Genomic DNA, 19,034 nt, shown 5'->3' with positions numbered 1-19,034 from the left:
CTTAGGTCCCTTTATTCTTCTGTGGTTTCACCGGCGTCTTCTGCAAGCTCATCTTCACCTTGATCGGCGATCCACGCAACTGATACAACGCTTTCGTTCTTGCCCGTGTTGAACACTTTCACACCCCCCGCAGAGCGTGATCTGAACGAAATCCCCTCAACAGGGACGCGGATCGATTGGCCCTTGGATGTAGCAAGCATGATCTGATCATCCAGCTCAACTGGAAAGGAGGCCACAACTTCACCACCGCGCATCGCTTTGTCCATAGCGGTAACGCCCATACCACCGCGTCCACGAAGGGGATAATCATGCGACGAGGACAGCTTGCCTGCGCCACCTGAGGTAATGGTGAGGATCAAGTTCTCGATCGCCGACATCTCTGCGTAGCGTTCCTGCGAGATTTGGCTGTTTGCATCGCCTTCTTCCTCATCGGGTAGCTCTGCATCATCCGCAAGGCCTGCCATCGCGCGGCGCATCTTGAGGTAGGCGGCACGCTCATCAGACGTCGCTTCAAAGTGACGAATAACGGACATGGACACGACAGTATCATCGCCCTGTAGTTTGATGCCGCGCACACCTGTGGAAGCGCGCGAATTAAAGACACGCACGTCAGTCGCACGGAAGCGAATGGCGCGACCCGAGTCTGTGACCAGCATCACATCGTCGTCGTTGCTGGCGATGCGCACATCAATAAGCGTGGTGTTTTCGTGTTCACCCTCGAATTTCATCGCGATCTTGCCGTTACGCATAACGTTGGTGAAATCAGACAACTTGTTGCGGCGCACGGTTCCTGCGGAGGTCGCGAAGACCACTTGTAAGTCATCCCATTCTTTTTCGTCGCGATCCACCGGCATGATAGCCGCAATCGAGACGCCCGTCGGGATGGGCAGGATGTTTACAATCGCTTTGCCCTTTGATGTCCGGCCCCCCAGCGGCAAGCGCCAGGTTTTAAGCTTGTAGCTCATGCCGTCTGTCGTGAAGAACAAGAGCTGCGTGTGCGTATTGGCAACAAAGAGCGTGGTGATCACGTCCTCATCTTTGGTCTGCATACCTGCAACACCTTTGCCACCACGACGCTGCGCACGGAAGTCGATCAAAGGTGTGCGTTTAATATAACCACCGGATGTGATGGTCACGACCATGTCTTCGCGCTCGATCAGATCTTCGTCTTCCATGTCGCCAGACCAGTCGACAATCTCTGTACGACGATCAACTGCAAACTTCTCACGGACGTCTGTTAATTCATCTCGAATGATGCCCATGATGCGTTCGCGCGAACCAAGAATTTCCAAGTATTCTCTGATCTTTGCAGCGAGTTCTTTAAGTTCGTCGGTGACCTCTTTTACACCGATCTGAGTAAGGCGCTGAAGACGCAATTCAAGGATCGCGCGGGCCTGAGTTTCAGACAGATTATAGGTCCCGTCATCGTTCATTGTATGGGTCGGATCGTCGATCAAATTGATGTATTCGGCGATTTCCATAGCGGGCCAACGACGGGTCATCAACTTTTGGCGCGCCTCGGCTGCATCTGCAGATGCACGGATTGTCGCAACGACTTCGTCAACGTTGGTGACCGCAACAGCAAGACCACATAGGATATGAGACCGCTCCCGCGCTTTGCGCAGTTCATATGCAGTACGACGCGCAACAACGTCCTCGCGAAAGTCGATGAAGCTTGTGAGGAACCGGCGCAGCGTCAGCGTTTCAGGGCGCCCACCGTTCAGCGCAAGCATGTTGCAGCCAAAGTAGGTTTGCATCGGTGTGAAGCGGAACAGTTGGTTCAGCACAACTTCTGGCGTTGCGTCGCGCTTTAGTTCGATCACAACGCGCACGCCATTACGGTCGCTTTCGTCTTGAACGTGTGCGACGCCCTCGATCTTCTTCTCACGGACTTGCTCCGCGATTTTTTCGATCATTGAGGATTTATTCACCTGATAGGGGATTTCGTCGACAACAATAGCGTAGCGATCTTTACGAATTTCTTCGACGCGCGTTGCTGCGCGAATAACAACGGATCCACGACCTTCCAAATAGGCCTTCCGCGCGCCACTGCGGCCCAACATAATGCCGCCAGTCGGAAAGTCTGGGCCCGGCACATATTCGATCAACTCTTCTGTGGTCAGATCAGGGTTATCGATGAGCGCAAGGGTCGCTGTGACGACTTCGCCAAGGTTATGTGGCGGAATGTTCGTGGCCATACCAACCGCGATACCACCAGCGCCGTTGACCAGCATGTTTGGATAACGCGCGGGCAGGACTGTCGGCTCGCGGTCTTTTCCATCGTAGTTATCCTGAAAATCGACGGTTTCCTTGTCGATATCGGACAAAAGGAAAGCAGAGGGCTTATCCATACGCACTTCGGTATAACGCATCGCAGCGGCATTATCGCCGTCCATGGAACCAAAGTTACCCTGACCATCAAGCAGCGGCAGCGACATGGAGAAATCCTGCGCCATTCGCACAAGTGCATCGTAGATCGCGCTGTCACCATGCGGGTGGTACTTACCCATAACATCACCGACGGCACGGGCAGACTTGCGGTAGCTCTTTTCATGCGTGTTGCCCGCTTCGTGCATCGCATACAGGATGCGGCGGTGGACAGGTTTCAGGCCATCACGCAGGTCGGGAATCGCTCGCGAGACGATCACTGACATCGCGTAATCGAGGTAGGAGGTTTTCATCTCCGAGGTAATGGAAATCGAAGGCCCTGAGTAAACAGAAACAGGGTTTTGATTTTCGTCTTCGTTTTCAGGGGTTTCTGGTGTGTCGTTCACGTGAAATTTCCAGTCCTGTCACCGCACACTCGTTTTGTCCGAGCCGCTATATATAGTTAGCTCGTTTGTAGCAGAAACATGATCTGGGGTGCAATGGGACGCGTCGTTAAAAGCGTTCAGCCGGAGCCATTTTTGAGTATTTCGTACCCTCGATCGTCACACCGAGTTTCAGACCCGCTTGGCCGAAAATTATGCTGATGACCGGGGCAGAGTTGGTCGTGGTTGAGGTGCTGAAGGTTTGCCCGTCATCATAGATGGCGGCTTCAACGTCAGCGCCAAGTTCCCAGCCGTCGCTGGCACGGAAATTGGTCAATGCGTCCTCAGTCATAAAAAACAACACATGCGCATACTGGTTCGCGCCGATTTGAACGCCCCAGTTGGCTTTGGTTGTGTTGTAATACTCAACGGACACGCCGCCAACGCGCAATGCGCCGCGCCCAAAGCCACCGCCCAAGCCAAGTCCGGCTTCGGTGATCAACGGCATAACCAGCATGCCCGCAGAGCGTGCGGCAAGCGACCTTGTTTTACCGTATTGCGCGAACATTTCTGCCAGCGTCGCGTCAACGCGTGCATCAAGCCTGTCGGGGGCAGTATTGCCATTAATGCGGTCACACGCAACCAGCGCAACAACGCTACCAGCTAAACCAGAAAGCGCAAATGCGCGACGGGAGAAAGTCGTCATGGAGATACCTGCTTTTTGCCACATCTACCCAGCTCTGACGGCGGGCGTTGGTGCGTGGATACCCCAAAGAGTTGTGAAAGTCATGGCTTTCTAAAGCAGACCGGCGGAGATCAGCGTAGATTGTTACCCATTTGCCAGAATTTCTGCCACGCGCGGTGCAAAATAACTTAAAATGCCGTCACACCCTGCGCGTTTGAAGCACATGAGGCTTTCCATCATCACGCGCTCTCCGTCGATCCAGTCGTTCTGGGCAGCGGCTTCAATCATCGCGTACTCGCCGCTGACTTGGTAGGCATAGGTCGGTACACCAAAGCCGTCTTTGACGCGGCGACAAATGTCGAGGTAGGGCATACCGGGCTTGACCATGACCATATCCGCGCCTTCTTGAAGGTCACGTTGGATCAGACGCATTGCCTCGTCAGAATTAGCCGGGTTCATTTGGTAGGTTTTCTTATCACCTTTCAAAGCGCCAGACGCGCCAACTGCGTCACGGAAAGGACCATAATAGGCAGAGGCGTATTTTGCAGCATAACTCAGGATCATCACATCACTGTGGCCCTCCGCCTCCAAAGCGGAACGCATAGCGCCGATCCGCCCGTCCATCATATCTGATGGTCCGATGATATCTGCACCTGCTTCGGCTTGCGCGAGGGTCATTTTGACCAAGGCTTCGACCGTGCGGTCATTCACGATGACATCGTCCTCAACAAACCCGTCATGACCGTTTATATTATACGGATCGAGCGCTACGTCAGTCATGACCGCGATATCAGGAGCGGCATCTTTGATTGCTCGGGTTGCCTGATTGCTTAGATTGTTGGGGTTCCAAGCTTCCGCGCAGTCTTCGGTTTTAAGACTGTCATCGGTGTAGGGAAACAGGCAAATCGCTGGAATACCAAGGCTTTGCGCTTGTTTTGCGGCCTCTGCAATCTTGTCCACGGAACGACGCATCACACCGGGCATGGAGCTGACAGGCTCTTCAATACCTTTGCCGTCACGCACGAAAATTGGCCAGATCAGATCACCCGGTGTCAGCGCGTTTTCTTGAGTGAGCGCGCGCAAGGAAGCGGTGCGGCGTGCGCGTCGAAAACGGGCGGCGGGGAAGGGTGCGACTGTCGGTGTCATACGTGTCCTACTTTGAAACTTTGTGTTGCGACAAATCTGACATGTGTATGGCTTCAGAACAAGGCTGGGAATTGCATAAAAGGCCCGCTATAGGGTGCATCACTGCTCTCGTTTTGGATAGAAGAGTCGCTTTGGAACTGACAGACGCCCTTTTTGAACTCATTGATATGCGCTCGTTCTCGAACCTTTGGTTCTGGATCGCGCTGGCTGTGATGTGGTCTTCTGCGTCGCACTATGTACTTGGCGTGCCCTATGATCTGGTATTACGCGCGCGCCGCGATGGTGGTTCCGCCGTTGCGGATATGGAAGATCTGGTGCGCATCAATGTGACCCGTCTTTTGTACATCGGCCGGATGTCAGGGCTGTGGCTGGCGGGAATAACCTGTTTTGTGTTGACGGGTCTTGGCCTGCTCGGGTTTTTCTACTGGGTTGAATTCGCACAAGCTCTGTTCTTGCTAATGTTGCCCATGACCTTTGTGGGTTTACTTACCCTTAATACCGCGCGGCTTATCCATGACACAGCTGCCACTGGGGAAGCGCTTTATACGCGCTTGTTCAGACACCGCGTTTTTGTTCAAGTCATTGGTATGGTGTCGATTTTCGTCACTGCAATGTGGGGCATGTACACTAATCTTTCGCTAGGCCCGTTTGGCGTTTGACGCGCGCGCCTTAAGGACCATCTTCGCCTTATGAGCAACGCTTCCCATATCACCGTTTCAGGTGCCCCCGAAGGCTATGACGCCCAACTCATTTTACGTGAGCTTGAAAGTGCTGGCGCGCCTGTCTGCCACATAGCACGCGACGACAAACGAATGGTGGCGGTACAAGATGCGCTGCGTTTCTTCGCGCCTGATATGCCGGTTGTGGTGTTTCCCGGTTGGGATTGTCTGCCCTATGATCGCGTATCCCCGAATGCTGATATTTCTGCGGCGCGTATGGCGACGCTTGCTGGGCTTGTTCATGGGATGCCGGACAAGTTTATTCTGCTCACGACACTCGGCGCTGCAACACAACGCATTCCGGCAAGATCTGTTCTGAAAGAAGCGGCGTTTTCCGCAACTGTCGGTGGGCGGGTTGATGAAAAAGCGCTACGCAATTTCTTGGTGCGTATGGGCTTCGTTCAAAGCCCCACAGTGATGGAGCCGGGCGATTATGCTGTGCGCGGCGGGATTATCGATATCTTTCCGCCAGGCGAGCAAGGGCCGATCCGGCTTGATCTATTCGGTGATATCTTGGACGGCGCGCGCCGGTTTGACCCGGCAACACAACGTACAACAGAAAAACTTGAGGTGATCGAGCTTGCTCCTGTCTCTGAGGTGATCCTTGATGACGAAGCAATCACGCGTTTTCGTCAAAACTATCGTATCGAGTTTGGCGCAGCGGGTACTGATGATCCCTTATACGAAGCGGTTAGTGCAGGGCGTAAACATCAAGGTGTTGAGCATTGGTTGCCGTTCTTTCATGAGCGCCTTGAGACCTTATTTGATTATCTGCCAAAGGCGACAATCACCTGTGATGATGCGCTCACAGCTGCGCGCATTGCACGTTGGGAAAGCGTCGCAGATCAGTATGAAACCCGCAAGATTGCGATGGGTGCCAAAAACCGGATGGACTCTGTCTACAAACCGGCTCCTGCGGAATTGCTGTATCTGGATGAAGCGGCGTGGGACGCGACGATGGCGGACCGCCGTGTGTTGCAACTGGCCGCGCTGCCGCAAGCTGTCGGACTTGGCACAACGGACGCAATGGGGCGGATCGGTCGCAACTTTGCACCTGAACGTCAACAGGAAAGCATTAGCCTTTTCGGTGTCTTAGCGCAGCATGTTAAGGCTAAGATGGAGCAGGGGCCTGTTGTCATCGCGTCCTATTCCGAGGGCGCGCGCGAACGTCTGGCAGGCTTGATCGAGGATGAAGGTCTGGCCGAAACAATTGCTCTGCGCGACGGCAAAGGCATCGGCAAGCGCGGCCTGTACCTTGCGGTTTGGGCTTTGGAACATGGGTTTGAAACACCCGAAATGACGGTTATCTCAGAGCAAGACGTACTGGGTGACCGTCTTATCCGAACGGCAAAGAAACGCCGCAAGGCAGAGAATTTTCTGACCGAAACCCAAAGCCTGAACCCGGGTGATTTGGTTGTTCACGTTGATCACGGGATTGGGCGCTACCAAGGGCTTGAAGTGATTACTGCAGCAGGTGCGGCACATGAATGCATTTTGCTCGATTATGCAGACAATGCCCGCCTTTATCTGCCGGTTGAGAACGTCGAACTGCTTAGCAAATACGGTCATGAAGAAGGTCTTTTGGATCGTCTCGGCGGCGGCGCTTGGCAAAGCAAAAAAGCCAAGCTCAAAGAGCGTATCCGCGAAATGGCTGATAAGCTCATTCGTGTCGCAGCAGAACGCGCCTTGCGCCGCGCACCTATTATGGAGCCGCCACCCGGCATGTGGGACGCATTTTCTGCGCGTTTTCCGTATCAAGAGACGGATGATCAGCTTGCAGCCATTGGCGATGTTTTAGCTGACATGGGGTCAGGGCAACCTATGGATCGCCTTGTCTGTGGTGATGTTGGTTTTGGTAAAACCGAAGTCGCAATGCGCGCGGCGTTCATTGCGGCCATGTCAGGTGTGCAGGTGGCCATCATTGCGCCGACGACGTTGCTTGCGCGTCAACACTACAAGAGCTTTGCAGAACGGTTTCGCGGGTTCCCGATCGAAGTGCGCCCATTGTCGCGCTTCGTTACTGCAAAGAGTGCGGAAGAAACCCGCAAGAACATGGCGGCTGGCATCGTTGATATTGTCGTCGGGACCCATGCTTTGTTGGCGAAAAACACCAAGTTTAATAATCTTGGCTTGCTGATTATCGATGAAGAGCAACACTTTGGTGTCGGCCATAAAGAACGCTTGAAAGCGCTGCGCACAGACATTCATGTACTGACTTTGACGGCAACGCCGATCCCGCGGACGTTGCAACTTTCACTCTCTGGTGTGCGCGATCTCTCGATTATTGGTACACCCCCAGTGGATCGCCTCGCCATTCGTACCTACGTCAGTGAGTTTGATGCGGTGACCTTGCGTGAAGCCCTTTTGCGCGAACACTACCGCGGTGGACAATCGTTTTATGTGGTTCCGCGTATTTCGGACCTGCCAGAAATCGAAGCGTTCCTTAAAGAACAATTGCCTGAGTTGAGTTATATGGTGGCGCATGGCCAGATGGCGGCTGGTGAACTTGATGACAGAATGAACGCGTTTTACGACGGAAAATACGATATTCTGCTTGCGACAACGATTGTGGAAAGCGGTTTAGACATCCCCACGGCCAATACAATGATTGTGCACCGTGCGGATATGTTTGGCCTCGCGCAGCTCTATCAAATTCGCGGACGGGTTGGTCGTTCTAAAACGCGTGCTTATGCGTATCTGACAACGAAACCACGCACGAAACTGACGACGACCGCAGAAAAACGATTGCGTGTTCTCGGGTCACTGGACACGCTTGGGGCAGGGTTTACGCTCGCCTCTCAGGACCTCGACATTCGCGGAGCGGGTAATCTGTTGGGTGAAGAGCAATCAGGACAAATGCGCGATGTGGGGTATGAGCTTTATCAATCCATGCTGCAGGATGCGATTGCCAAGATCCGGTCGGGCGAAATGGATGGGCTTTCGGTGAATGACGATCAATGGGCACCGCAGATCAATCTGGGCGTGCCTGTCTTGATCCCCGAAGACTATGTGCCTGATCTGGACGTTCGTTTGGGGCTGTATCGCCGCTTGTCTTCTTTGACGACGAAAGTGGAGTTGGAAGGGTTTGCCGCTGAGTTGATTGACCGTTTCGGCAAGCTGCCCAAAGAGGTGAACACGTTGATGCTGGTCGTGCGTATCAAAGCGATGTGCAAGAAAGCGGGTATTGCAAAGCTCGATGGTGGACCAAAAGGCGCGACCGTGTTGTTTCACAACGATAAGTTTGCCTCCCCTGAAGGGCTTGTTTCCTTTATCCAAAGCCAAAAAGGGCAAGCGAAGGTGCGTGACAACAAAATTGTCGTGCTGCGCGAGTGGAAGACGGATGTGGACAAGATCAAAGGGGCTTTCGCGATTGCACGTGATCTTGCTGAACATGCGGGTGCGATTAAGCGTCGAGCGGGATAGCGAATTTTCTAAAAAATTCGGGCCTCCGGCGGGGATATTTTTAGAGAGAGGAAGGGACTAGCGCGCAAACCACGCTTTGATCTTTGGGGCAAGCCATGCCCAAAGCGTTGGCGCGCCGCGTTCTATTTTGGAGCCGACACGGGATTCAATCGTCTCGTAGCTCACGCCATAATCTGTCCAAGACCCGCCGTTTGACATCAGGTTTTGGTTGGGCGGCTGAAAGCGATCAAGGGATTTTGCAAAGATCGCATCCGGGGTTTGCGCGGCTTCAAATTCTTCCCAGATGGTGCGGAGTTCTGTGTTTTGATCTTTAGGCAAAAGGCCGAAGATACGATCAGCGGCTTTGGCTTCATCGGCTTCCATGGCAGCAACATCATGATTGCCAAAGATCGGCGCATCACCGGCATCAATTTCAACCAGGTCATGTAGCAACAGCATCTTGATCACGCGGTTGATATCAACGCCGTCTGGCGCGTGTTCGGCCAGAACCAAAGCGTACAACGCAATGTGCCAGCTGTGTTCGCCAGAATTTTCGTGGCGCGAGCCATCACACAGGGTCGTCGCGCGGATCACGTTTTTGAGCTTGTCCGCCTCGTTCAGAAACGCCATTTGCGCATCGATACGCGTGCTCATGAATTGTCCAAATCAGAGGCGGCTTTGTCGATCCGCTCATCAAGAAACTTGCGCGCGCGGTTCAAAGCGATACGCACGCGAGCCGCTGTCATAAACGCTTCTTCGGCGGTCGTTGAGGAAGAGGCGAGCATCTTACCGATGTTGTTGACCAGCTCTTCATCGCCAATCGCCTCTGCCGCCTCAATCGCGTCGCGTGCCAGATCGTCGGCCATTTTATCAATGATCGCGCTCATGGGTGCACCTTAGCGGGTTGTTTCGGTCAAACGACGTTTCACATAGGTCTGAACGTTGCCGATCATCGTGTCCATATGCGGCTCTTCAAAGAAGTGACCTGAGCCTTCCAGCTCTTGGTGGGTGATTGTGATGCCCTTTTGCTCGTGCAATTTATTTACCAAGCCGACAGTATCTGCAGGCGGTGCCACACGGTCTGCAGTGCCGTTGATGATGAGGCCGGAAGCAGGGCAAGGGGCCAAGAACGAGAAGTCATACATATTCGCAGGTGGGCTTACCGAGATGAAACCAGTGATCTCAGGGCGACGCATCAAGAGCTGCATACCGATCCAAGCGCCAAATGAGAAGCCGGCGACCCAGCAATGCTTGGAGTTGTTATTCATGGATTGCAGGTAATCGAGCGCGGAGGCGGCATCGCTAAGTTCACCAATGCCCTGATCGTATTCGCCTTGCGAGCGACCGACACCGCGGAAGTTAAACCGCAAAACCGTGAAACCCATATTATAAAAGGCGTAATGTAGGTTGTAGACAACCTTGTTGTTCATCGTGCCGCCAAATTGCGGATGCGGATGCAGCACGATTGCGATCGGTGCGTCCTTTTCCTTTTGCGGATGATAACGACCCTCTAAGCGGCCTTCTGGACCTGGGAAAATAACCTCGGGCATATGCGTAAACTCCTCTGCGCAAAGCGTCGTGGCCATTCTTGACGAATAAGTCAGAGCACTTTAGAACCATTCTAAGCTGAGCAAGGCTCGGCCATCGACACGCATCTATGCAATGCATGCGCGAAGGTCAATCAAATCAGTGTCTTTGGCTGCAAAGAGACATCGGTTTTAGCATCACAAGCGGGGGCGCTCATGAAGTTATCGACAAAAGGGCGCTACGCGATGGTCGCGCTGACGGATATTGCGCTGCAATCGAGCGATGCTTTGGTGACTTTGGGTGATATTTCAAAGCGTCAAGATGTGTCGTTACCCTATTTAGAACAGCTGTTTGTAAAATTGAGGCGCGCCAAGCTGGTCGTGTCTGTGCGTGGGCCAGGCGGCGGGTATCGTTTAGCCAAGCCGACATCAGAGATTCGTGTGCTTGATATACTTGCAGCCGTCGATGAAACCGTTGATGCAATGCACAAAGGGGCTGGCGCATCAGGTGCGTCGTCCGGATCGCGCGCGCAATCAATGACCAATCGTTTGTGGGAGGGGCTGAGCGCACATGTTTACGTGTATCTGCATCAAACGCGATTGTCTGATGTGGTAAGCAATGGGCTTGCGCCTTGTCCCGCGGTTCCAAACCTTTTTGACATTGTGGATGAGTGATGGCGCGCGTTTATCTTGATCACAACGCGACGACGCCTTTGCGCGATGAAGCGCGCCTTGCAATGATGTCGGCGATGGATCATTTCGGAAATCCTTCATCCGTACACGCGGAGGGCCGTGCGGCCAAGTCGATCATAGAAAAAGCGCGTGCGCAGGTGTCTGCGGCGTTGGGAGCGGACGGCGCGGATGTCATTTTCACGTCGAGTGCGACAGAAGCAGCGGCACTTGCTTGTGCCGATCGAAATTTGGCAAGTGCGCGCATTGAACATGATGCATTGCTTGGTTGGACAACGGGTGACCTCGCGGTGGACAGCCTAGGCGCTGTCGCGCTGGATGATCCCAAGCAAACTGCTTTGCAACTTGCCAACTCTGAAACCGGCATTCTGCAGCGTTTACCCGATGGTTTGGCCGTATCAGACATGACGCAGGCGTTCGGGAAAATACCGCTGGCGTTTAATTGGTCAGGCGCTGATATGTCGCTTGTTTCGGCGCACAAGCTTGGCGGGCCCAAGGGCATAGGTGCTTTGGTCATTAAACGCGGGCTTGATGTGGTGGCTCAGATCAAAGGCGGCGGTCAGGAAATGGGGCGCCGCTCGGGTACAGAAAATATCATCGGAATTGCAGGGTTTGGTGCGGCAGCAGAAGCCGCACAACGAGATCTGGACAGTGGTGTTTGGGATAAAGTTGAGAAACTTAGAAACATTCTAGAAAGCGCTATTGCAGATCGCGCTAAACACACTATTTCTGTCGGGAATGACGTCAAGCGCCTGCCGAACACCTCATGCCTTCTGACGCCTGGATGGAAAGGCGAAACTCAAGTGATGCAGATGGATCTCGCTGGGTTTTCGATCTCTGCAGGATCCGCTTGTTCGAGCGGCAAGGTTAAGGCGAGCGGTGTTTTGATGTCGATGGGATACAGTGAAAGCGACGCAGCTTGCGCGATCAGGGTCTCTTTGGGGCCCAACACAACAGAACAAGAGGTGCTTAGCTTTGCGGATGCATGGCTTGCACAACACGAGAAATTTCGCGCGCGGGTCGCGTGAGTAAAAGATGAGATGGAGAGCGACATGGTAGCACTGGATACAGCGACGGACTCTGGCGTCAAAGACGGCGTCGATCAGGAAACTGTGGATGCTGTGCGCGAGGTAGGTGGGGCATACAAGTATGGTTGGTCCACTGACATCGAAATGGAATACGCGCCCAAGGGTCTGAATGAAGACATCGTGCGTTTGATTTCATCTAAAAACGATGAGCCAGAGTGGATGCTAGAGTGGCGCCTTGAAGCTTATCGCCGTTGGCTCACTAAGGTGGAGCCGGATTGGGCGATGGTTGATTATCCGGAGATCGATTTTCAGGATCAATACTATTACGCGCGTCCAAAGAGCATGGCGGTCAAACCGAAGTCCTTGGACGAGGTCGACCCGAAACTGCTCGCAACATATGAAAAGCTTGGCATTCCTTTGAAGGAACAGTTGATCCTTGCTGGTGTTGAGGGCGCGGAAGATATCGATGCCGACGCGCCACGCAAAGTTGCGGTAGACGCTGTTTTCGACTCCGTTTCTGTAGGGACAACGTTTCAGGATGAATTGAAGAAAGCTGGCGTTATTTTCTGTTCTATCTCTGAGGCGATCAAGGATCACCCAGAACTGGTTAAGAAGTATCTTGGGACGGTTGTTCCGGTGTCCGACAACTATTACGCGACGCTGAATTCTGCTGTCTTTTCTGACGGATCTTTTGTGTACATCCCACCGGGCGTACGTTGCCCGATGGAGCTGTCCACGTATTTCCGTATCAATGCAGAGAATACAGGTCAGTTTGAGCGTACATTGATCATCGCCGATAAAGGCAGCTATGTCAGCTACTTGGAGGGCTGCACAGCCCCTATGCGTGATGAGTCCCAGTTGCACGCAGCGGTGGTAGAAATCATCATCGAAGAAGATGCGGAAGTGAAATACTCCACCGTTCAAAACTGGTATCCCGGCGACGAGGACGGCAAAGGTGGCATCTACAACTTTGTGACCAAACGCGCGGATTGCCGCGGTGATCGGGCCAAAGTGATGTGGACGCAGGTTGAAACTGGCTCTGCCGTCACCTGGAAATACCCGTCTTGCATTTTGCGCGGCGATGACAGCCAGGGTGAGTTTTATTCCATCGCCATCGCCAACAACATGCAGCAGGCCGATACTGGAACGAAGATGATTCACCTTGGTAAAAACACCAAGTCGCGCATTGTTTCTAAAGGTATTTCAGCGGGTAAAGCGCAAAACACCTATCGTGGTTTGGTTTCTATGCACCCCAAAGCGAAAAATGCACGTAACTTTACGCAGTGCGACAGTCTTCTGATCGGCGATCAATGTGGCGCGCACACGGTGCCCTACATTGAGGTCAAGAACAATTCTGCACGGGTGGAGCATGAGGCGACGACGTCTAAAGTGGACGACGAACAGCTCTTTTACTGCCGCCAGCGTGGGATCGGCGAAGAAGATGCGGTGGCTCTGGTCGTAAACGGGTTCTGCAAAGAAGTTCTGCAAGCGCTGCCGATGGAGTTTGCGATGGAAGCGCAACAGCTTGTTGCGATTTCGTTGGAAGGTTCAGTAGGTTAAGGCGGTCCTGATGACGAAGCAGATATTCCTATCCGCGGTGATCACCGGTTGTTTTTGTGCGGTATTCGCTGTCGTTGTGACGGCGTTGGGGATGTTGGTCACGCTCGTCCCGGGCGTTTTGATTGCTTTCGTATCGGGCTTTTTGGGATCACTGATAGCGGGCTATGTGATGAAAGAGCGTTCATGATTATTACCACAACTAATAACATCGAAGGCCACAAAATCTTGTCCTACAAGGGCATCGTTGTGGGCGAGGCGATTATGGGCGCGAATGTCGTGCGTGATGTGTTTGCTTCCATCACCGATATCGTCGGTGGCCGCTCGGGTGCGTATGAAAGCAAGCTGCAAGACGCGCGCGATACAGCTATGAGAGAGCTGGAAGAGCGTGCTGCTGCTTTGGGTGCGACCGCCGTTGTCGGGGTTGATCTTGACTACGAAGTAGTGGGCAATTCCATGTTGATGGTCTCGGCGTCCGGCACAGCGGTGATCACAGACTGATGAATGTTGCCGTGCCCATAATTTCACGTCCAGAGTTGACGATGCCTGATGCTGAAGCTGCGCATGTGCGCGAAGCCTACACGCAGGCGGATGTTATTTTGGAATATGGTGTTGGCGGCTCCACCGTGTTGGCAGCGGAGATGGAAGGAAAAACCATCACATCTGTCGAAACTGACAAGGTCTGGGTCGATATGATCGCCAAATGGTTCGCGCAAAACGAGGTCGCGAGCCAGCCTGACGTAATTTGGGCAAACATTGGTAAAACTAAAGAATGGGGTCGTCCAACTGATGAAAGTCAGTGGAAAGAGTACTCGAAATATCCCTTACAAATATGGTCCTTAGAGGACCTTGTTCACCCAGATGTCGTGCTTGTGGATGGACGGTTTCGCGCGGGGTGTGTGCTTGCGACAGCATTCAACTGCTCCCGGACAACACGCGTCCTTGTGGACGACTATGAACGGCGACCAAGTTATCACGCGGTTGAAAAGATCGTCGGTACGCCAAAGCTCATTGGTCGCATGGCTGAATTTGAGCTGACCCCAACACCGATCCCGACAGAGCATCTGTTGGAGATCATTACACTTATGCAAGACCCTTATTAGGGCCATTAATTAGAACTCTGAGGATGAATTAAATGTTGAATATCAAAAACCTGCACGTCTCTCTTGAGGAAGAAGACAAGCAAATCCTCAAAGGTGTCGATCTGACGGTTGAGGCTGGCAAGGTACACGCGATCATGGGACCTAACGGTTCAGGTAAGTCCACTTTGTCCTACGTTTTGTCGGGCAAAGACGGCTATGAAGTGACTGAAGGCAGTGCCGATTTGCTGGGTGAAGATCTTCTCGATATCGATCCTGAAGAGCGTGCCGCATTGGGCTTGTTCCTTGCGTTCCAATATCCTGTGGAAATCCCCGGCGTCGGCAACATGACGTTCCTGCGCACAGCGGTGAATTCTCAGCGCAAAGCGCGCGGTGAAGATGAGATGAGCGCGACTGAGTTCCTGAAAGTGGTTCGCGAGCGTGCGAAATCACTGAAGATTGACGCAGATATGCTGAAGCGACCTGTGAACGTTGGTTTCTCTGGTGGTGAGAAAAAGCGTAACGAAATCTTGCAGATGGCGATGCTAGAGCCAAAGATGTGCATCTTGGATGAGACGGACTCAGGCCTTGATGTTGATGCGATGAAACTGGTTGCTGAGGGTGTTAATGCGCTGCGTTCTGAGGGGCGTGGCTTCTTGGTCATCACGCACTACCAGCGTTTGCTTGATCACATCAAACCCGATGTTGTGCACATTATGGCCAATGGCCGTATTGTAAAAACAGGCGGACCAGAGCTTGCGCTGGAAGTTGAACAAAACGGCTATGCCGACATCTTGGCAGAGGTGGCTTAAATGTCTGCTTTGCAAGCGAAACTCGACGCAACCGAAGAGCGGATTGCAACCCATGACATGCCGCAGGGCGGGTGGAGTGGTGCCGCGCGCAATGAGGCTTTGGCGCGTCTGCGCAGCATGGGCTTGCCAAGCCGTCGTGATGAATACTGGAAGTACACGCGCCCTGACACGTTGACGCAAGTTGGCGCGACGCAGGCATCTGTTTTGGTTACGGATGAAGTGCCGGTATTTGACGCGATTGACGCTCTTCAGATTGTTTTTGTTGATGGTGTGTTTGATGCGACAGCTTCGGATGATCTTGAGCTTGAGGGCATCTCAATCGAGCGTCTTGCGACATCGGATACAGATATCCATTGGGCGCAAGGGCTGTATGGCGCGCTGGAGGCCAATGGGCAAACGCCTGTTGAGCGTCCTTTAGCAGCACTGAATACGGCGTTCGCGACGGATGGGGTTCTACTGCATGTGACTGGTACGCCAAGCAAGCCAATTCAGCTAACTTATCACCATAAATCAGATACTTCTGACGCGGTGTTGCACCATGTGATTAAACTTGATGCGGGTGCAGAGGTGACTGTCTTAGAAAACGGTCCAGCGGCCGCACGTTTCAATAAGTGCATGGAGGTGGAGATCGCAGATGGCGCGAAGTTCCACCATGTGCGCACGCAAGGCCGCGATCATGATCGACGTGCTGCAACACATATCTTTGCGCGTTTAGGCACTGAATCGACCTTCAAAAGTTTCACACTGACCGCAAATGGCGTGATGACCCGCAATGAGTGCGTGATAGAACTTACGGGTGATGATGCGCATGCGACGGTTGCTGGGGCAGCGCTTGGGGACGGTGATTTTCATCACGATGATACGGTGTTCATCACCCATGACGCTGTAAATTGCGAAAGTCGTCAGGTGTTCAAGAAAGTGCTGCGCAATGGGGCGACTGGCGTGTTTCAGGGCAAAATCCTCGTGAAAGCGGGTGCTCAAAAGACCGATGGTTACCAGATTAGCCAATCTCTTTTGCTCGATGAGGACAGTCAGTTTCTCGCGAAGCCTGAGCTTGAGATTTACGCCGATGATGTGGCGTGTTCGCACGGCTCCACATCCGGTGCGATTGATGAAGATGCTCTGTTTTATCTGCGCTCGCGCGGAGTGCCGCATGGTGAAGCGACAGATATGTTGACGCTGTCTTTCCTCGCTGAGGCGGTAGAAGAGATCGAGAACGAAGCGCTTGCAGATGAAATTAACGAGCGATTGGCCGCTTGGCTGGCAAGACGTCGTAGCTGATGCCTGCAACAACAGACATTGTTGCGACCTATAAGGGGCCGCGCAGGGCGTTTGCGCGGATCTTGGGCGCGGGTCAACGCGAGGATCGTGCGATCATGATCTTGATGGTCGGCTGTACGATCGCTTTTGTTGCTCGCTGGCCTGCCTTGGCGCGCCAAGCGCATTTGGAGGGTGTTGAGCTGAACATGCTTCTGGGCGGCACGCTCATGGCGTGGCTGTTCATTGCACCATTGGTGTTTTACGCGCTTGCAGCCCTTAGCCATCTGATCGCAAAACTCGTGCGCGGGCAGGGCGATTGGTACGGGGCACGTATCGCACTATTTTGGTCGTTTCTGGCGGCCAGCCCGTTGTTGTTGTTGAATGGCTTGATCGAGGGCTTTGTCGGGCCTGGACCGGGCCTACAAATCGTTGGCTTTTTGTGGTTCGCAGTTTTTATGTGGTTTTGGCTGTCCGGTCTGATCGAAGCAGAAAGAGGCAATTGATGCTGAACGTTTTACTTCCTTTAGCGATGCGCACGATTTCCCAACCACGTGAAGCTGCCGCAGAAATTTTGTCGATGCGTCCAGAGCGCAGTATCCTTTGGAGCGCTTTAGCATTGGCGGTTGTATTGAATACAATCGTCTATCAGCTGTCATTGGTTTTAACGCCGCCACAGGGGCCGCTGCCGGTCATGTTTACATCGCCAATCATTTTTGCGGGGTTTATCGGCGCGGGCCTTATTCTGAGCATCTATTCGCTGACATATGCAGGGCGTTTCATCGGTGGCAAAGCAAATGTTGAGAGCGTCATGGTGCTGCTCATTTGGCTTCAGTTCCTGCGCTTTGCGGTGCAGCTAGCCGCATTTGTCTTGATGATCATCGTGCCTGGCATTGCGGGTTTGCTCGTTCTGGGTGCCACGCTATATGGCATGTATCTGCTGTTGCACTTCATTGATGTTGCACATGAATTTAACAATCTGTTCACCAGTTTTGGCGCACTTGTTTTGTCTGGGCTTGGAATAATGCTTGGACTCGCGATTTTGCTGTCGATGCTTGGTGTGCAGAATATGGGACTGACACCGTATGTTTGATGTTGACGCGATCCGCGCTGATTTTCCAATCTTGTCGCGTGAAGTAAACGGCAAGCCGTTGGTGTATCTGGACAATGGCGCATCTGCGCAAAAACCGCAGGTGGTGATCGATGCGATTTCGCGCGCCTACAGCGAGGAATACGCGAACGTACATCGAGGACTTCATTTTTTGAGCAACCTTGCCACGGACAAATATGAAGCTGTGCGTGGCACCATTGCCAAATTTCTTAACGTCGCTGACGCGGAACAGATCGTTTTCAACTCGGGCACGACCGAAGGGATCAATACGGTTGCCTATGGCTGGGCGATGCCAAACCTACATGCAGGCGATGAAATCATCCTCTCCGTGATGGAGCATCATGCAAACATTGTGCCGTGGCATTTCTTGCGTGAGCGTCAGGGCGTGGTGATAAAATGGGTGGATGTTGATGCAAGCGGAGCTTTGGATCCACAGGCTGTCATTGACGCTATGGGACCGCGAACAAAGCTGGTTGCCGTGACCCATATGTCCAACGTACTTGGCACTGTTGTCGACGTGAAAACGATCACGCAGGCTGCGCATGAACGCGGTATTGCCGTCTTGGTTGATGGGTCGCAGTCTGCTGTTCATATGCCTGTAAATGTCGACGATATTGGTTGCGATTTTTATGCCATCACCGGGCACAAGCTTTATGGGCCATCAGGGTCTGGTGCGATCTTTATGAAGCGCGAGCGCATGGCTGAGATGCGTCCCTTTATCGGGGGGGGCGATATGATCCGTGAGGTCACCAAGGACGCAGTAAGCTACAATGATCCGCCAATGATGTTTGAGGCGGGAACACCCGGCATTGTTCAGATGATCGGCCTTGGCGTCGCGCTTGAGTATATGATGAACGTCGGAATGGAGGCGATTGCCACCCATGAAAACGATCTGCGCGACTATGCAAGCAAACGGCTACATGGGCTTAACTGGCTTTCTGTTCAGGGCAATGCTGCGAATAAGGGCGCAATTTTCAGCTTTACCATGGACGGTGCTGCGCATGCGCATGACATCTCGACGATCCTTGATAAAAAGGGTGTCGCCGTGCGTGCAGGCCAGCATTGCACCGGACCTTTGATGGAGTTTTTGGACGAGTCCGCAACATGCCGCGCATCTTTTGCGATGTATAATACGCGTGCGGAAGTTGACACATTGGTCGACGCGCTAGAGCTTGCCCATGATCTGTTTGGTTAAGGCTCGTTAGCGATGATGAATGAGCCGGCCATTGCAGCGCTTATGTTACTTTAAACTGCGCTAGAGATGATAAGGTC

General features: G+C 53.1%; 19 protein-coding genes. 13 read left to right on the top strand and 6 right to left on the bottom strand.

Annotated elements, in window-relative coordinates:
* Window positions 1–11: 11 nt before the first annotated feature.
* The 3 genes from gyrA to hemB form a co-directional block, all read right to left on the bottom strand.
* Window positions 12–2,774 carry a DNA gyrase subunit A gene (gene gyrA / locus ACTG3Z_RS09115; RefSeq protein ID WP_439142674.1) on the bottom strand — a complete coding sequence of 921 codons (2,763 nt, stop codon included), beginning with the start codon at window positions 2,772–2,774 and terminating at the stop codon, window positions 12–14.
* Between the two features lie 106 nt (window positions 2,775–2,880).
* Entirely contained in the window at window positions 2,881–3,456 is a 576-nt protein-coding gene (locus ACTG3Z_RS09110) for a YSC84-related protein (RefSeq protein ID WP_439142673.1), read from the bottom strand.
* 123 nt (window positions 3,457–3,579) lie between these two features.
* Entirely contained in the window at window positions 3,580–4,581 is a 1,002-nt protein-coding gene (hemB, locus tag ACTG3Z_RS09105) for a porphobilinogen synthase (RefSeq protein WP_439142671.1), read from the bottom strand.
* A gap of 131 nt (window positions 4,582–4,712) precedes the next feature.
* Between hemB and ACTG3Z_RS09100 the strand changes: the two genes are divergently transcribed.
* Entirely contained in the window at window positions 4,713–5,240 is a 528-nt protein-coding gene (locus tag ACTG3Z_RS09100; protein WP_439142670.1) for a component of SufBCD complex, read from the top strand.
* Window positions 5,241–5,270: 30 nt separating this feature from the next.
* Window positions 5,271–8,723, top strand: coding sequence for a transcription-repair coupling factor (gene mfd, locus ACTG3Z_RS09095; RefSeq protein WP_439142669.1), 3,453 nt, complete (start codon window positions 5,271–5,273; stop codon window positions 8,721–8,723).
* 57 nt (window positions 8,724–8,780) lie between these two features.
* Here mfd and ACTG3Z_RS09090 read toward each other — a convergent pair whose 3' ends face one another.
* The 3 genes from ACTG3Z_RS09090 to ACTG3Z_RS09080 are packed head-to-tail and all read right to left on the bottom strand — an operon-like array spanning window position 8,781 to window position 10,252.
* Complete coding sequence (locus tag ACTG3Z_RS09090) at window positions 8,781–9,356, bottom strand: HD domain-containing protein (protein ID WP_439142668.1); 576 nt, start codon at window positions 9,354–9,356, stop codon at window positions 8,781–8,783.
* Complete coding sequence (locus tag ACTG3Z_RS09085) at window positions 9,353–9,589, bottom strand: hypothetical protein (RefSeq protein ID WP_439142666.1); 237 nt, start codon at window positions 9,587–9,589, stop codon at window positions 9,353–9,355. Before ACTG3Z_RS09085 ends, ACTG3Z_RS09090 begins: the two co-directional genes overlap by 4 nt.
* 9 nt (window positions 9,590–9,598) lie before the next feature.
* On the bottom strand, window positions 9,599–10,252 hold the full coding sequence (locus ACTG3Z_RS09080) for an alpha/beta hydrolase (protein WP_439142665.1): 654 nt from the start codon (window positions 10,250–10,252) through the stop codon (window positions 9,599–9,601).
* A 192-nt stretch (window positions 10,253–10,444) separates the two neighbouring features.
* On the opposite strand from ACTG3Z_RS09080, the gene ACTG3Z_RS09075 reads away from it, so the two are divergent.
* Genes ACTG3Z_RS09075 through ACTG3Z_RS09025 form a run of 11 tightly spaced genes read left to right on the top strand, consistent with a single transcriptional unit; the run spans window position 10,445 to window position 18,957 of the window.
* Window positions 10,445–10,903 (top strand): Rrf2 family transcriptional regulator, encoded by a 459-nt coding sequence (locus tag ACTG3Z_RS09075; protein WP_375265811.1) that lies wholly within the window; start codon window positions 10,445–10,447, stop codon window positions 10,901–10,903.
* The gene (locus ACTG3Z_RS09070) at window positions 10,903–11,946 is read left to right on the top strand and encodes a cysteine desulfurase family protein (protein ID WP_439142664.1); all 1,044 of its coding nucleotides are present in this window, start codon (window positions 10,903–10,905) and stop codon (window positions 11,944–11,946) included. Before ACTG3Z_RS09075 ends, ACTG3Z_RS09070 begins: the two co-directional genes overlap by 1 nt.
* Window positions 11,947–11,970: 24 nt before the next feature.
* A complete protein-coding gene (gene sufB / locus ACTG3Z_RS09065) occupies window positions 11,971–13,506 on the top strand; it encodes a Fe-S cluster assembly protein SufB (protein WP_439142663.1) in 1,536 nt (511 codons plus the stop codon).
* 10 nt (window positions 13,507–13,516) lie between these two features.
* Window positions 13,517–13,693, top strand: coding sequence for a hypothetical protein (locus tag ACTG3Z_RS09060; RefSeq protein WP_375265814.1), 177 nt, complete (start codon window positions 13,517–13,519; stop codon window positions 13,691–13,693).
* Window positions 13,690–14,004 carry a heavy metal-binding domain-containing protein gene (locus ACTG3Z_RS09055; RefSeq protein ID WP_375265815.1) on the top strand — a complete coding sequence of 105 codons (315 nt, stop codon included), beginning with the start codon at window positions 13,690–13,692 and terminating at the stop codon, window positions 14,002–14,004. The genes ACTG3Z_RS09060 and ACTG3Z_RS09055 overlap by 4 nt, the downstream gene beginning before the upstream one ends.
* Before the next feature lie 11 nt (window positions 14,005–14,015).
* The gene (locus ACTG3Z_RS09050; protein WP_439142661.1) at window positions 14,016–14,606 is read left to right on the top strand and encodes a hypothetical protein; all 591 of its coding nucleotides are present in this window, start codon (window positions 14,016–14,018) and stop codon (window positions 14,604–14,606) included.
* Window positions 14,607–14,638: 32 nt separating this feature from the next.
* A complete protein-coding gene (sufC, locus tag ACTG3Z_RS09045; RefSeq protein WP_375265818.1) occupies window positions 14,639–15,394 on the top strand; it encodes a Fe-S cluster assembly ATPase SufC in 756 nt (251 codons plus the stop codon).
* On the top strand, window positions 15,395–16,675 hold the full coding sequence (gene sufD, locus ACTG3Z_RS09040) for a Fe-S cluster assembly protein SufD (protein ID WP_439142660.1): 1,281 nt from the start codon (window positions 15,395–15,397) through the stop codon (window positions 16,673–16,675).
* Entirely contained in the window at window positions 16,675–17,157 is a 483-nt protein-coding gene (locus ACTG3Z_RS09035; RefSeq protein ID WP_439142659.1) for a YIP1 family protein, read from the top strand. The genes sufD and ACTG3Z_RS09035 overlap by 1 nt, the downstream gene beginning before the upstream one ends.
* Window positions 17,157–17,744, top strand: a complete 588-nt coding sequence (locus ACTG3Z_RS09030) for a YIP1 family protein (RefSeq protein WP_439142658.1) — start codon at window positions 17,157–17,159, stop codon at window positions 17,742–17,744. The genes ACTG3Z_RS09035 and ACTG3Z_RS09030 overlap by 1 nt, the downstream gene beginning before the upstream one ends.
* A complete protein-coding gene (locus ACTG3Z_RS09025; protein WP_439142657.1) occupies window positions 17,737–18,957 on the top strand; it encodes a cysteine desulfurase in 1,221 nt (406 codons plus the stop codon). Before ACTG3Z_RS09030 ends, ACTG3Z_RS09025 begins: the two co-directional genes overlap by 8 nt.
* Window positions 18,958–19,034: the final 77 nt, after the last annotated feature.

It is taken from the genome of Planktotalea sp., assembly GCF_965659345.1.
Taxonomy (GTDB): domain Bacteria; phylum Pseudomonadota; class Alphaproteobacteria; order Rhodobacterales; family Rhodobacteraceae; genus Planktotalea.
The sequence above is the reverse complement of the archived record's forward strand: the minus strand, read 5'-3'. Positions and strand labels throughout refer to the sequence as shown.

What these genes read in the sequence shown, in the direction of transcription:
- ACTG3Z_RS09090 (WP_439142668.1), bottom strand. Translation starts at nt 9,356, where the DNA reads ATGAGCACGCGTATCGATGCGCAAATGGCGTTTCTGAACGAGGCGGAC.
- ACTG3Z_RS09025 (WP_439142657.1), top strand. Translation starts at nt 17,737, where the DNA reads ATGTTTGATGTTGACGCGATCCGCGCTGATTTTCCAATCTTGTCGCGT.
- sufD (WP_439142660.1), top strand. Translation starts at nt 15,395, where the DNA reads ATGTCTGCTTTGCAAGCGAAACTCGACGCAACCGAAGAGCGGATTGCA.
- ACTG3Z_RS09110 (WP_439142673.1), bottom strand. Translation starts at nt 3,456, where the DNA reads ATGACGACTTTCTCCCGTCGCGCATTTGCGCTTTCTGGTTTAGCTGGT.
- ACTG3Z_RS09075 (WP_375265811.1), top strand. Translation starts at nt 10,445, where the DNA reads ATGAAGTTATCGACAAAAGGGCGCTACGCGATGGTCGCGCTGACGGAT.
- sufC (WP_375265818.1), top strand. Translation starts at nt 14,639, where the DNA reads ATGTTGAATATCAAAAACCTGCACGTCTCTCTTGAGGAAGAAGACAAG.
- ACTG3Z_RS09030 (WP_439142658.1), top strand. Translation starts at nt 17,157, where the DNA reads ATGCTGAACGTTTTACTTCCTTTAGCGATGCGCACGATTTCCCAACCA.
- ACTG3Z_RS09080 (WP_439142665.1), bottom strand. Translation starts at nt 10,252, where the DNA reads ATGCCCGAGGTTATTTTCCCAGGTCCAGAAGGCCGCTTAGAGGGTCGT.
- sufB (WP_439142663.1), top strand. Translation starts at nt 11,971, where the DNA reads ATGGTAGCACTGGATACAGCGACGGACTCTGGCGTCAAAGACGGCGTC.
- ACTG3Z_RS09055 (WP_375265815.1), top strand. Translation starts at nt 13,690, where the DNA reads ATGATTATTACCACAACTAATAACATCGAAGGCCACAAAATCTTGTCC.
- ACTG3Z_RS09035 (WP_439142659.1), top strand. Translation starts at nt 16,675, where the DNA reads ATGCCTGCAACAACAGACATTGTTGCGACCTATAAGGGGCCGCGCAGG.
- ACTG3Z_RS09085 (WP_439142666.1), bottom strand. Translation starts at nt 9,589, where the DNA reads ATGAGCGCGATCATTGATAAAATGGCCGACGATCTGGCACGCGACGCG.
- ACTG3Z_RS09070 (WP_439142664.1), top strand. Translation starts at nt 10,903, where the DNA reads ATGGCGCGCGTTTATCTTGATCACAACGCGACGACGCCTTTGCGCGAT.
- ACTG3Z_RS09060 (WP_375265814.1), top strand. Translation starts at nt 13,517, where the DNA reads ATGACGAAGCAGATATTCCTATCCGCGGTGATCACCGGTTGTTTTTGT.
- hemB (WP_439142671.1), bottom strand. Translation starts at nt 4,581, where the DNA reads ATGACACCGACAGTCGCACCCTTCCCCGCCGCCCGTTTTCGACGCGCA.
- mfd (WP_439142669.1), top strand. Translation starts at nt 5,271, where the DNA reads ATGAGCAACGCTTCCCATATCACCGTTTCAGGTGCCCCCGAAGGCTAT.